Source organism: Nonomuraea sp. NPDC005730 (assembly GCF_040630865.1).
GTDB lineage: Bacteria > Actinomycetota > Actinomycetes > Streptosporangiales > Streptosporangiaceae > Nonomuraea.
The window spans coordinates 58,009-70,471 of sequence record NZ_JBEXYK010000017.1; the positions used below are offsets into that span (position 1 = coordinate 58,009).

At 73.7% G+C, this 12,463-nt stretch carries 15 protein-coding genes; 7 read left to right on the forward strand and 8 right to left on the reverse strand.

The features are described 5' to 3' along the window. Window positions 1–60 precede the first annotated feature (60 nt). The gene (locus tag ABZ444_RS21585; protein ID WP_357999553.1) at window positions 61–1,029 is read left to right on the forward strand and encodes a DUF3616 domain-containing protein; all 969 of its coding nucleotides are present in this window, start codon (window positions 61–63) and stop codon (window positions 1,027–1,029) included. On the opposite strand, the gene ABZ444_RS21590 is transcribed toward ABZ444_RS21585, so the two are convergent. Both ABZ444_RS21590 and ABZ444_RS21595 read right to left on the reverse strand, forming a co-directional pair. Next, window positions 1,019–1,684, reverse strand: coding sequence for a peptidyl-tRNA hydrolase (locus tag ABZ444_RS21590; RefSeq protein ID WP_357999556.1), 666 nt, complete (start codon window positions 1,682–1,684; stop codon window positions 1,019–1,021). The two genes, ABZ444_RS21585 and ABZ444_RS21590, sit on opposite strands and share 11 nt — an antisense overlap. After that, window positions 1,684–2,952, reverse strand: a complete 1,269-nt coding sequence (locus ABZ444_RS21595) for an MFS transporter (protein WP_357984854.1) — start codon at window positions 2,950–2,952, stop codon at window positions 1,684–1,686. Before ABZ444_RS21595 ends, ABZ444_RS21590 begins: the two co-directional genes overlap by 1 nt. A 71-nt stretch (window positions 2,953–3,023) precedes the next feature. On the opposite strand from ABZ444_RS21595, the gene ABZ444_RS21600 reads away from it, so the two are divergent. Further along, window positions 3,024–3,974 carry a DJ-1/PfpI family protein gene (locus ABZ444_RS21600; RefSeq protein WP_357999559.1) on the forward strand — a complete coding sequence of 317 codons (951 nt, stop codon included), beginning with the start codon at window positions 3,024–3,026 and terminating at the stop codon, window positions 3,972–3,974. A 5-nt stretch (window positions 3,975–3,979) separates the two neighbouring features. Here the strand turns inward: ABZ444_RS21600 and ABZ444_RS21605 are convergent, their stop codons facing one another. Together ABZ444_RS21605 and ABZ444_RS21610 are read right to left on the reverse strand one after the other, a co-directional pair. After that, on the reverse strand, window positions 3,980–4,744 hold the full coding sequence (locus ABZ444_RS21605) for a class II aldolase/adducin family protein (RefSeq protein WP_352357888.1): 765 nt from the start codon (window positions 4,742–4,744) through the stop codon (window positions 3,980–3,982). 38 nt (window positions 4,745–4,782) lie between these two features. Further along, window positions 4,783–5,232: a hypothetical protein gene (locus ABZ444_RS21610; protein ID WP_357999562.1), complete on the reverse strand. Its 450-nt coding sequence runs from the start codon at window positions 5,230–5,232 to the stop codon at window positions 4,783–4,785. Window positions 5,233–5,270: 38 nt separating this feature from the next. Between ABZ444_RS21610 and ABZ444_RS21615 the strand changes: the two genes are divergently transcribed. Further along, window positions 5,271–5,885, forward strand: coding sequence for a TetR family transcriptional regulator C-terminal domain-containing protein (locus ABZ444_RS21615; protein WP_357999564.1), 615 nt, complete (start codon window positions 5,271–5,273; stop codon window positions 5,883–5,885). Here the strand turns inward: ABZ444_RS21615 and ABZ444_RS21620 are convergent. After that, the gene (locus tag ABZ444_RS21620) at window positions 5,844–7,325 is read right to left on the reverse strand and encodes an FAD-dependent monooxygenase (protein ID WP_357999567.1); all 1,482 of its coding nucleotides are present in this window, start codon (window positions 7,323–7,325) and stop codon (window positions 5,844–5,846) included. The genes ABZ444_RS21615 and ABZ444_RS21620 overlap by 42 nt on opposite strands. Continuing rightward, entirely contained in the window at window positions 7,322–7,951 is a 630-nt protein-coding gene (locus ABZ444_RS21625) for a TetR family transcriptional regulator (protein ID WP_357999570.1), read from the reverse strand. Before ABZ444_RS21625 ends, ABZ444_RS21620 begins: the two co-directional genes overlap by 4 nt. Before the next feature lie 98 nt (window positions 7,952–8,049). On the opposite strand from ABZ444_RS21625, the gene ABZ444_RS21630 reads away from it, so the two are divergent. The 3 genes from ABZ444_RS21630 (at window position 8,050) to ABZ444_RS21640 (ending at window position 10,021) form a co-directional block, all read left to right on the forward strand. Beyond that, entirely contained in the window at window positions 8,050–8,625 is a 576-nt protein-coding gene (locus ABZ444_RS21630) for an ABATE domain-containing protein (protein ID WP_357999573.1), read from the forward strand. 88 nt (window positions 8,626–8,713) lie between these two features. After that, the gene (locus tag ABZ444_RS21635; RefSeq protein ID WP_357999576.1) at window positions 8,714–9,157 is read left to right on the forward strand and encodes a VOC family protein; all 444 of its coding nucleotides are present in this window, start codon (window positions 8,714–8,716) and stop codon (window positions 9,155–9,157) included. Continuing rightward, window positions 9,158–10,021, forward strand: coding sequence for a pyridoxamine 5'-phosphate oxidase family protein (locus tag ABZ444_RS21640; protein ID WP_357999579.1), 864 nt, complete (start codon window positions 9,158–9,160; stop codon window positions 10,019–10,021). Window positions 10,022–10,036: 15 nt separating this feature from the next. Here the strand turns inward: ABZ444_RS21640 and ABZ444_RS21645 are convergent, their stop codons facing one another. Further along, window positions 10,037–10,450: a hemerythrin domain-containing protein gene (locus tag ABZ444_RS21645; protein WP_357999582.1), complete on the reverse strand. Its 414-nt coding sequence runs from the start codon at window positions 10,448–10,450 to the stop codon at window positions 10,037–10,039. Then, entirely contained in the window at window positions 10,447–11,778 is a 1,332-nt protein-coding gene (locus ABZ444_RS21650; RefSeq protein WP_357999585.1) for an MFS transporter, read from the reverse strand. The genes ABZ444_RS21645 and ABZ444_RS21650 overlap by 4 nt, the downstream gene beginning before the upstream one ends. Window positions 11,779–11,800: 22 nt before the next feature. Here ABZ444_RS21650 and ABZ444_RS21655 point away from each other — a divergent pair, with 22 nt between their 5' ends. Then, on the forward strand, window positions 11,801–12,463 hold the full coding sequence (locus ABZ444_RS21655; RefSeq protein ID WP_357999588.1) for a TetR/AcrR family transcriptional regulator: 663 nt from the start codon (window positions 11,801–11,803) through the stop codon (window positions 12,461–12,463).

A 12,463-nucleotide genomic window follows, 5' to 3' on the forward strand; every position in this document is an offset into this window, starting at 1 on the left:
CGGGAGCGTACGACATATCCCGCCATTGCGTGTGTGAAGCGACCGAAGTGCAATCATGGCGTGGTGGAACAGGTGGAACTGCGGTTCGGCGAGGACTCCCGGTTCGCCCAGACGCACACGAATCTCTCGGCGGTCAGGTGGGAACCGTCGGGGTTGTGGGTGGCCGGCGACGAGACCGCCACCGTCGAGCGGCTCACCTGGACCGGCGACCACTTCGGCGACGAGCGCTCCTTCTTTCTGGCCGACTACGTGGACCTGCCCGCCGGACGCTTCGACGAGGCCGACATCGAGGGGCTGGCCAGGGCCGACGGCCATCTGTGGGCGGTCGGCTCGCACAGTCTCAAGCGCCGCAAGGCCAAGCCGGGCTCGCCGGAGAAGTCGATCAGGAGGCTGGGCACGGTCGTCCGCGAGGAGAACCGGTTCATCCTGGTCCGGCTGCCGCTGGACGGGACCGGCGAGCGTCCGCTGCCCGGCGCGATCCTGTCCGGCGAGCGCAACGTCGCCGCCATGCTGGCCGGCGACCGCCATCTGGCGCCGTTCCTGGCGCTGCCAGGCAAGGACAACGGGCTCGACATCGAGGGCATCGCGGTCGTGGGCGAGCGGGTCTACCTGGGGCTGCGCGGGCCGGTGCTGCGCGGCTGGGCGGTGGTGCTGGAGATCCGTCCGGTGGACGACGGCGGCGGCCGGTTACGGCTCGACGGGCCGTACCGCAAACACTTCCTGGACCTCGGCGGGCTGGGCGTGCGGGACATGTGCCCGCACGGCGGCGACCTGCTGCTGCTCACCGGTCCCACGATGAGTTTGGACGGCCCGGTGCGGGTCGTGCGCTGGCGCGAGCGGCAGGGCGGCGGGCTCGTGCCCGCGCACGATCTGGAGACGGTCCTGGAGCTGCCCTACGGCGTCGGCGACGACCATCCGGAGGGGCTGGCCGTGCTGCCCGACGGCCGGCTCATGGTCGTCTACGACAGCCCGTCGCCCGCCCGGATCACCCCGGCGGGCGGCGTGCTGGCCGACGTCTTCACGATCTAGCGACCCGCCCGAGGAGCCAGGGCGCCTCGGCGACGAACGTGCACGAACCCGGCTCGATCTCGGTGAACCCGGCGTCGCGCACCACGGGCAGCCCGGCGGCCACCTTGGCGTCGAAGTCGTCCCTGCCGGGCGCGGCGCGCACGGCGACCGCCAGGCCGTCCGCCCGCCAGGCGGCCCGCTCGGCCTCGTCGCTGGCCCACCAGGCGAGCTGCGCGGCGTGCCCGGCCTGGGCCATGGCCTTGCCCGCCGACATGGTCAGCTTCGGGTTCTCCCACAGGACCGGCGGACCAGTCGGGTCGCCCGGCTCGGCCGTGTCGCTCAGCTCGGTGCCGCCCACCTGGAGCCGGGCCAGGTCCTTGGGCCAGGCGTCGAGCGGCACGGGCGGGTGCACCCGCACCTCCGCCGTGCGGTGCTCGACCGTGCGGCCGGGGAGCGCGGCGGCCCTGCGCCACTCGGCGCCCCTGGCGCGCCGCACCACCTTGCGGATCTTGCCGGTGGACTGCCAGGCGTGCAGCTCGGCGGCCCACTCCCCCGGGTCGTCCAAAAGGCTCAGCACGGCCATGGCGGCGGCCTCCAGCGCGTCGGTGCGCTCGGGGGGAGCGGCCCTCTCGATCCTGACCACGAGGGGGAGGACCATCAGTTCGGTCTCGTTCATCACCGTCTAGCATGCCGGATGGCCAGGGACATTCCCGCGGCCAGCAGGCAGAGGGCCCCGGCGGCGTACCAGGCCAGGTCGTAGGCGCCGAGGTGGTCGCGGGTCAGGCCGGCGCCCACGGCGGCGACGGCGGCGCCCACCTGGTGCGAGGCGAACACCCAGCCGAACACGACCGCGCCGTCCTGGCCGTAGATCTGGCGGCACAGGGCGACGGTCGGGGGCACGGTGGCCACCCAGTCCAGGCCGTAGAACACGATGAAGATCAGCATGCTCGGCTCGGTGGTGGCCGCGAACAGGCCGGGCAGCAACATCAGCGACAGGCCGCGCAGGCCGTAGTACACGCCGAGCAGCAGCTTGGGGTTGACCTTGTCGCTGAGCCAGCCGGAGGCGACCGTCCCGGCGATGTCGAAGATCCCGATGATCGCGAGCAGGCCGGCGGCGACCGGCTCGGCCATGCCGTGGTCGTGCGCGGCGGGGATGAAGTGGGTGCCGACCAGGCCGTTCGTGCTCATGCCGCAGATCGCGAAGCCGCCGGCGAGGAACCAGAAGGGCCGCGTGCGCGCGGCCGAGCGCAGCACCGTCAGCGCCCGCGCCGCCGCGTTCCCGCCGGCCGGCCCGGTCCGTACGGCGCCCGCCTCGGCGCCGAGCGCCGTCGTGCCCACCTCCTCGGGGTGGTCGCGCAGCAACCACCAGACGAACGGCACCACCGCGAGCGCGGCGCCCGCCACCGTCAGGGAGGCCACCCGCCAGCCCGGCCCCTCGGCGAGCCAGGCCAGCACGGGCAGGAAGATGAGCTGTCCCGTCGCGCCCGCCGCGGTCAGGATGCCGGTGACCAGCCCCCGGTGCCGGACGAACCAGCGGTCGGTCACCGTGGCGGCGAACACCAGCGCCATCGACCCGGTGCCGAGCCCGATGAACACGCCCCAGAACAGCAGCAGGTGCCAGCTCGCCGTCATGATCACGGTGAGCCCGCTGCCCACCGCGACCAGCAGCAGGGCCAGCGACACCACGCGGCGCATGCCGAAGCGGTCCATCAGCGCGGCGGCGAAGGGCGCGGTCAGCCCGTAGAGCACCAGGTTGATCGACACGGCCAGCGAGATCGTGCCCGTGCTCCAGCCGAACTCGTCGTGCAGCGGGGTGATCAGCACGCCGGGGGTGGCGCGGAAGCCGGCCGCGCCGAGGATGGCCACGAAGGCCACGGCCGCGACCCACCAGGCGCGGTGGATCCTGCGGGTCCGCGTGGGGGCGGGGGTGGTGCTCAACGTCATGCGCCAATCCTGATTCATCGCTTTTTGACGGCGCGAGTGGCCCGAAAGCCAATATGTGCAAGAATCGGGCCATGGCCCATCGTGTCGCGGTCGTCGTGCTGAACCACTTCGCCCCGCTCGACCTCGGCGTGCCCGGCCAGGTCTTCGAGTCGGCCGAGACGCCGGACGGCGAGAAGCTCTACGAGGTCGTGACCTGCTCCCCCGACCGCGAGCCGGTCCGCTGCACGGCCGGCTACACCGTGCTGCCCGACCACGACCTCGACGTGCTGGACACGGCCGACACGGTGCTGGTGCCCGGCATCCACGCGGGCCGGGCGATGAAGGACGGCACGATCACCGCCACCCTGCGGGCGGCCCTCCAGGACCGGCCGCGGGTCATGTCGATCTGCACGGGCGCGTTCGTGCTGGCCGCGGCGGGCCTGCTTGACGGCCGCCCGGCCACCACGCACTGGCGCGAGGCGGGCCGGTTCGCCGCGCTGTTCCCGCAGGTCAAGCTGGACCCCGACGTGCTCTTCGTGGACGACGGCGACGTGCTGACCTCGGCCGGGGTGGCGGCCGGCCTCGACCTGTGCCTGTACGTGATCAAGCGCGACCACGGCACCGAGGTGGCCAACCGGACCGCCCGCCGCTGCGTGATGCCGCCCTGGCGGGACGGCGGCCAGGCGCAGTACATCGAGCGCCCCCTGCCGCACGACGGCGCCGGCGGCACCGCCGCGACCCGCGACTGGATGCTGTCCCACCTCGACGCCCCGCTCGACCTCGCCGTGCTGGCCGCCCACGCCAGGATGAGCGTGCGCACCTTCACCAGGCGCTTTCGCGAGGAGACCGGCATGAGCCCGGCCAAATGGCTGTCCGGCCACCGCGTCCGCCACGCCAGGCGCCTGCTGGAGACCACCGACCTCGGCGTGGAGGAGGTGGCCAGGCGCTCCGGCTTCGGCACGGCGGTCTCGCTCCGGCAGCACCTGCACGCGGCCGTCGGCGTCGCGCCGCTGACCTACCGGCACACCTTCCGCAGCGCCTGAGAGCCCTACTCGAACAGGTCGGGCTGCTCGCGCACGATCTGGTCGTGCAGCGGCTGGTAGTTGATCCAGCCGACCAGGTCGTTGCCGATCTGCTGGTGGGTGAGCGCGGCGTTGTCGGGCTCGATGGGCACGACCTGCCCGGCGGCCTTGGCCAGGAGCTGCACCTGGGCCGAGCGTTCCATGGTGATGAACCACCAGGCGGCCGCGTCGACCGTGTCGCCGACGGTCAGCAGGCCGTGGTTGCGCAGCACGAGGGCCTTGTTGCCGCCCAGCGTCGCGGCGATGCGCTTGCCCTCCTCCAGGTCGGTCACGACGCCCGTGTAGTCGTCGAACAGCGCGTTGTCCTGGTAGAAGGCGCAGGCGTCCTGGGTGATGGGCTCGATGGTCTGGCCGAGCGCCGACAGGGCGCGGCCGTGGATCGAGTGGCTGTGGGCGGCCGCGACGACGTCGGGACGGGCCTGGTGCACCTGGGAGTGGATGGCGAAGGCGGCCTCGTTGACGTGGTAGCGGCCCTCGACGACCTGGCCCTCGTGGTTGACCAGGATGAGGTCGCTGACCCTGACGTGCTTGAACGACATGCCGAACGGGTTGACCCAGAAGTGGTCGCTCAGCTCGGGGTCGCGGGCGGTGATGTGCCCGGCCACCCCCTCCTCGAACCCGAACCTGCCGAAGATGCGCAGCGCCGCCGCGAGCCGTTCCTTGCGGTGCCGCCGCTCCTCCTCGATCGTCTCGAACGTCGGCGGCAGGCGGAAGATGAGGTTGTCCGGCATGGCTCTCCTCGTGCACAGAATGTTGTTCTGACCGCAGACTAACGCTTGAACGGCGCGCCCGCCGTCCGCGACCTGGCCAGGATCACCAGAGCCTCGCCGAGCAGGCCGACGCCGATCGACAGCGGGATCGAGCGCACCTCCTCGTGCATGCCGGCGGCCAGCGCCAGCGCGCCCACGCCGAAGCTGATCGCGAACGTCACGACCCACACGACCAGCGTCCGCCAGGTGTAGCGCTGCCAGAGCACGCCGTCCTTGGGGAAGATCTGCGTGGTGGCGGCGCGCAGGGCGCCGAAGGCCACGCCGATCAGGGCGGTGACCACCAGCCACATGATGTCGAGCGCGGTGGGGCGCAGGTCGAGCAGGCCGTGGAGGCCGATGCCGATGAGGATGACCGGCGGCGCGTACACGTCCTTGGCGACCAGCGGCTGGCCGATCATGCGCCGGGCCACGGCGTAGACGACGAGCGCGGCGATTAGTAGCACGTCCATGCTAAATAAATTAGCAGGGCCGTGCTATAAAGGACAACATGCCGAAAGTCGTGGATCCCGAGGCCCGCCGCGACGAGGTGGCCGACGCCGTGTTCCGGGTCGTGCGCCGCGCCGGGTTCGAGCAGGCGTCGCTGCGGAACGTGGCGGAGGAGGCCGGGCTCGCCATCGGCTCGGTCCGCCACTACTTCGCCGGGCACACCGAGCTGATGACGTTCGCGATGCGCGCCTCGATCGAGCGGGTCGGCGCCCGCCTGGAGGAACGCGTCGGCCCGCTGCTCGCCGCACAGAACGGCGCGGAGCGGACCGAGCTGGTGGAGCGGATGTTGTCGGAGCTGCTGCCCCTGGACGAGCCGCGGCTGGAGGAGGCGGCGGTCTGGCTGGCCTTCACGACGGCCGCGCGCACCCGGCCGGAGCTGCGGCCGCTGGCCCGCGAGGCCTACGACGGCATGCGCCGCCTGGTCGGCCGGATCATCGAGGGCATCGCCGCGCACGGCCGTCTGGGCGCCGACGTCGAGGTGGAGACCGAACGGCTGGGCGCGCTGATCGACGGGCTCACGGTCGAGGGCGTGCTGCACCCCGAACGGATGACGCCCGGCCTGATGCGCCGCTGTCTACGCCGCCACCTCGACACCCTTGCCGAACCAGGTCTCTAGCGCCTGCGTCAGCGTCTCGTCCGGCGTGCCCGCCCAGGCCACGTAGCCGTCGGGGCGGACCAGCACGGCCTCGGCCGGGCACGACGGCACGGTGACCGTCTCGACCCGCTCGTGGCGCACGCGCAGCGCGCCGGTGCGGTCGAGCAGCAGCGGCCGGGCCCGCAAGGCGGGCTCCGCGGGCAGGTCGGCCAGGAACCGGCCGGCGAGGGGATGCCCGCCGCCGGGCGTCGGGTAGGGCAGGTCGGAGCCCGCCATGAGCGCCGCGACGCGCCGCCGGTTGGCGTCGTCGCCCAGCAGCTCGGCGAACAGCGTGCGCAGCGCGGTCACGTCGGGGCCCGGCGCGGCCAGGGCGAGCTGGGCGCTGGAGTGCACGGCCACCCGTTCGGCGGCGGGCCTGCGCTCGGCGTCGTAGGTGTCCAGCAGCCCCTCGGGCGCCCAGCCCTGGAGCTCGGCGGCCAGCTTCCAGGCCAGGTTGGCGGCGTCCTGGAGGCCGAGGTTGAGCCCGGGGGCGCCCATGGCCGAGTGCACGTGCGCGGCGTCGCCGGCCACGAAGACGCGGCCCGCCCGGTAGCGGTCGGCCACCCGGGTCTCGCGGCCGTTCAGACGCCGGAGCAGGTGGGTGCCCTCGCCGGTGGGCGGGGCGAGCGGCAGGTCGGCCCCGAGCACGCGGGCCAGGCTCGCGCGCAGCTCGCCGATCGTCATCGGCACGTCGTCGCCGGGGGTCTCGCCGCCCCACTCCATCGCGGTGACCGAGAGCACGCCCGGCCCCGTGGGGAGCATCGCGTACGCGCCGCGCTCGGTCCGGTGCCACGTGTAGAGCACGAACGTGCCGTGGCCGGGCACCTCCATCTCGGCCGTGCCGGGCCGCACGTCCGCCCCCGGCACGGTGACGTGGGCCGTGCGACTGACGACGTCGGGCGCGCTCACCCCCGGGAAGCCGATGCCGGCCCGCTTCCTGACCAGGCTGTGGGCGCCGTCGCAACCCACCAGGTAGCGCGTACGCAGCTCGGCGGAACCTTCGGGGCCCGTCACCGCCAGCGTGACGCCCTCGGCGTCCTGCTCGAAGCCGGTCAGCTCGTGGCCGCGCCGGATCTGCACGCCCAGCTCGGCGGCCCGCCGCTCGAACAGCTCCTCCAGCTCCGGCTGCCGGACGGGGAGCGCGCGCAGCGGGTTGCCGTCGAGCCCGGCCAGGTCGAGCGGCATGGCGCCGAAGACGAACGCGGGCACGGGCACGGGCGCTGCGGCGAGCCCGCGCTGGTGCAGCAGGCCGACGACCTGGCCGATGATGCCGTTGGCCTTGGGCTGGTCGCTGCGGGCGGGCAGGCGTTCGAGCACGACGGACCGGATCCCGGCCAGGCCGAGCTCGCAGGCCAGCATCAGGCCGTTGGGGCCGGCGCCGGCGATGACGACGTCCGCGATCGTGGAGTCTGCCGAGGTCATGAGGTCTCTCCTTCGGTTCGGGGGTGGGGGGACGGCAGTCCCGCGGCCAGGCGGTGCAGCGCCTCGCGCAGCACCGGCACCAGCGGGACGGGCGGGTCGGAGCGCAGCCAGTGGCCGACGGCCACCTGCACGGCGGCGCTCACGGTGGCCGCCACCAGGTGCGGGTAGAGGTCTTCGCCCGGATCGGTGCCCGTACGCTCGGCCACGGCCGCGGCCAGCTCGCCGTCGGCCGCGAACTGGGCCTTCAGCGCCTCGGCGCGCAGCGCGGGCTCCTCGGCCAGCAGCCTGGTGAGGGCCAGCCGGTCGGCGTCCGGCGGCCCCGGGCTGGTCATGGCCTGTTCCCAGGGCTCGGCGACGGCCGCGATCAGCGCCTCCCACAGCGGCTCGGCCGCCGGGCGGGCGCGCAGCACGGCCACCGTCCGCCGGACGCGGTCGGTGTGGCGGGCGGCCAGGGCCTCGTACTTGCTGGAGAAGTAGTTGTTGAACGTGCGTGGCGACACGCCGACCCGCTCGGCGACGTCCTCCACCCGGACGTTCTCCAGCCCGCGCTCCAGGGCGAGCCCGAGCGCCGCGTCCATCAGCGCCTCGCGGGTCGCCTGCTTCTTCCGTTCCCTCAATCCGGTCACCCTTTCAGGTTACGCACTTTTGCTGATCGCGCAATCTTTCCGGACAGGCAATTTTTTACCTAACGGCAGCGCTGTCCAACCGGCGTTAGATTGGAGCCATGTCCACCACGCTGACCATGGAGTTCGCCGGCACGGTCCAGGCCGACCGCTCCGGGCCCGTCGACCGGCTGCGCGACGCCGCCGCGATGACCGAATGGCTCCGCGAGCACGCGGCCGACCTGGGGCTGCCGCCCGACTTCACCGCCACGGAGGAGTTGCGCGAGCAGACCGTACGCCTACGCCAGGCCGTGAGGGCACTGCTGGCCAGGGCGATCGCGCCGGAGCCGCCGAGCGTCGCGGACGCGGCCACCCTGCCCGGCTTCGCCGAGTCGCTGGCGCTCGTCAACGCGACCGCCCTGGCCGCCCCGACGGCCCCGCAACTGTCGTGGACCGGCGAGCCGGCGCTGACCATGGTCCCGGCGGTCAAGGCGAACCCGTCCACGCGCCTGCGGGGGCGGCTCGCCGTCGCGGCCGTGGAGTTCCTGGCCGGCCCCGACCACGTCCTGCTCCGCACCTGCGGGGCCCCGCGCTGCGTGCTCTATTTCGTCAAGGAGCACCCGCGCCAGGAATGGTGCTCGCCGGCGTGCGGCAACCGCGCACGGGCGGCGCGGCACTACCGGGAGCACAAGAAGTAGCCCCATCTAACGCCAACGACCGACTTTTGCCGTTATATTGGTTTCTAACGGCCACTCGGTCGTGCAACCGTTAGACGAGGAGAGTCGTATGTCGTTCCGGACCGGGCACGTCGGGCTCAATGTCACCGACCTCGACAGGTCGAAGGAGTTCTACGGCCGCGTCTTCGGCTTCACCGTCGCCAGTGAGTCCGCCGAGGACGGCCGCCGCTACGCCCTCCTCGCCCAGGACGGCAAGCTCGTGGTCACGCTCTGGCAGCAGAGCGACGGCCGCTTCCCCACCGCCCTGCCCGGCCTGCACCACCTGTCCTTCCAGGTCGAGGACCTCGACGCGGTGCGCAGGGCCGAGCAGGTCATCAGGGAGATCGGCGCGAAGCTGCACCACGACGGCGTGGTCCCCCACGGCGAGGGCGCCTCCTCCGGCGGCGTGTTCTTCGAGGACCCCGACGGCATCCGGCTGGAGATCTCCGCCCCCGGCGCCGCCGGGGACCGTCCCGCTCCCACCGCCGGCGCTCCGACCTGCGGATTCTTCTAAATGAGACATCCAGGGGAGATCGCCGTCCAGGCCCGCGCCGGGGTGCGGACGCCGGGGGCGTTCGGCAGCTCGCGCACCCGTCCCGAGATCCCCGAGGTGGCCGCCGCGTTCCTGCGTGCGCAGCACCTGCTGGTCGCGGGCGCGGCCGACGACCTCGGCCAGGTGTGGGCCGACGTGCTGACCGGGCCGCCGGGGTTCGCCGACGCCGACGACGACCGCACGATCACCGTCCGCACCCTGCCCGCGGCGCCGCTGCGGGGCCTGTTCACGGCGGAACGCGACATCGGGCTGCTGGCCATCGAGCCGCACACCCGGCGCCGGATGCGGGTGAACGGCACCGCCGTGCAGGCGGGCGGCGGCCTGGTGATCTGGACGGAGCAGGTGTACTCCAACTGCCCCAAGTACATCCAGGCCCGCGAGCCCACCGCCGCGCCCGGCGTCCGGGAGGTCGTCGGCGGCGGGACGCGGCTCGCGCCGGGCCACGTCGAGTGGATCGAGCGGGCCGACACGTTCTTCATCGCCACCCGCGCCGAGGGCCTGGGCGCCGACGTCTCCCATCGCGGCGGCAACCCGGGGTTCGTCCGGGTGACCGGGCCGGGGTCGCTGGAGTTCCCGGACTACGTCGGCAACTCGATGTACATGACGCTCGGCAACCTGGAGCTCGACCCGGCCGCCGGGCTGCTGTTCGTCGACTGGGACGCCGGCCGGACCCTCCACCTGACCGGGCGGGCGGAGGTGGACTGGGCCGCGGCGCAACGGTCGGTGCGGTTCGAGCTGACCGCGTACACGGAGGTGGCCGGCACGGTCGGGGCGGGCTGGACGCCGCCGGAACACCACCGCTTCAACCCGCCCGTCACCCGCTGACGACGGGCGGCGGGCTCACAGGTTCTCGGGCATCGAGGTCATGCCGTTCAGCAGCGGGACGAGCTGTTCCTCCTCGTAGTCCAGGTGGGCCTCCAGCTCGGCGGCCAGCCGGTCGAGCTCGTCCCCCGCGCTCGCGTCCGTGCCGGCCAGGTCGCGGACGCGGGCGACCAGCCGGGCCACCACGCGGTGCTCGGCGCCCAGCCGGGCCAGGACGCCGGCCAGCTCCGGACGCTCGGCGGCCAGGTGCGGGAACAGGACCGCGTCCTCGCCCTCGTGGTGGGCGTGCACGGCGTCGCAGAAGGCCAGGCAGTGCGTACGCAGGTCGAACCCCGCGCCCCCGGCCCGCAGACGCGCCAGCTCCCGGCGGAAACCGTCGTGCAGCTTCACCAGCTCGTCGCCCCACGCGATCAGGCGCTGTTCCGCGCTCATGCCCACGCCACCGCCTTCGCCCGGTGGACGGCCGCGAACACGGCGGCCAGCAGGGCGGCCACGGCGGCGACGCCGAAGCTCCAGCCGGCTCCCCCGGTGGCCGACACGGCCGCGCCGACGGCTCCGGCCAGGCTGCTGCCCACGACTCTGACCAGCGCGTTCACACCGCCGGCCGCCGCGGTCTTGGCCGGTTCGACATGCTCGACGGCCATCGTGCCGAGCGCCGCGTAGACCAGGCCGACGCCGAGGCCCAGGACGGCGGCGGCCCCGTACAGGTCGGCGGCGGTGTCGCGGAAGACCACCAGCCACACCGCGGCGGCGGTGACCAGCGCGGAGCCGCCGGAGACCAGCGCCGCGGCCGGGAAGCGCCGCATCAGCGGCCCGGCCAGCATCGAGACGGCGAGCATCAGCACCGTGGTCGGCAGCAGGTACAGCCCCACCTGCAGCACCGAGGCCCCGAGGGCGCCCTGGGCGACCGCCGACAGCGTGGTGATCGCCCCGAACAGCGCGAACCCGATGAGGAACGAGGCCACCGTGGCCCCGACCGTGCCCCGGTGCAGCAGCATGGGGATCTCGATCAGCGGCGAGGCGGTGCGCCGGGCCGTGACCACCCACGCCACCGCGAGCACGACCGCCCCCGCGAGCAGCCCCCACGTCGGCGGCGACGTCCAGCCCCAGGCGCCGCCCTTGCTGATCGCGAGCAGCAGGCAGACCAGCCAGCCGGCGACCAGCACGGCCCCCACCAGGTCGGGACGCCCGGCGCGCCCGGCCGGCACGGCCTCCCGCACCAGGGCCGCCACCAGGACGAAGCTCAGCGCGCCCAGCGCCGCCAGGATCCAGAACATGGCCCGGTGGTCGCCGCCGACCAGCCCGGCCAGGATCATGCCGCCGCCGCTGCCCACGCCGATGGTGGCGCTCAGCACGCCGATCGCCGTGGCCAGCCGGTGGGCGGGGACCGCCTGCCTGGCCAGCCCCATGGCCAGCGGGAGCAGCGCGGCGGACACGCCCTGGAGCACCCGTCCCGCGACGACCGCGCCGAGCGTGCCGGACAGCGCGGCGACCGCCGCACCGGCCACGAGCAGGGCGAGCGCGGACAGGGCGACGGCGCGGCGGCCGTACATGTCGCCGAGCCGGGACAGCAGCGGGATCGCGACCGCGCCGGACAGCAGGCCGGCGGTGAGCGTCCAGGAGACGGAGGTGGGTGACGCGCCGAGCTGCCTCTGGAGCAGCGGGAGCATCGGGACGACGACGGTCATCTGGAGTGACCCGACGGCGACGGCGAACGCCAGGACCACCACCGCCGTCCAGGGAGATGTCTTTTTATACATGTATAGAAAGTAACATGACGGCATGCCCGCACGCACTGGAAGGCCGCCCCGGATCTCGCGGGCGGACATCGTGGCAGCGGCGCACCGGGTCATCGAGGCCGACGGCGTCGGCGGGCTGACCATGCGCAGGCTGGCCAAGGAGGTCGGCAGCACGCCGATGGCGCTCTACCACCACGTCCGCGACAAGGAGGAGCTCCTGCTGCTCCTGCTCGACGAGTACGCGGCCGGGCTGCCGCGCCCCGACCTGCCCGCCGACCCGCGCGAACGCGTGGTCGTCGTGGCCCTGGCCATGCGCGACGGGGTGGCCGGCTGCCCGTGGGCGGTGGACGTGCTGCGCGCCGACGACCTGCTCGCGGTCGGCGCGCTGTGGTACCCGGAGAAGATCATCGACGCCGCCCTCGACGCGGGCCTGACGGCCGAGCGCGCCGTGCACCTCTACCGGATCATCTGGCACTACACGGCGGGCGAGATCGCCATCCGCGCGGCGGCCGGGCGCAGGCGCGAGGAGGGCGGGCCGACCTACCGCGACCAGGTCTTCGCCGGCCTCGACCCGGCCGCCCTGCCCCGCCTGGCCGAACTGGGCGGCCGCTGGGCCGAGCTCACCGCCGAGGACACCTACGAGCTGGGGCTGCGCACCCTGGTGGACGGCCTGCTCCCCCGCCCCGGCCACACGGCAACGGGTTGA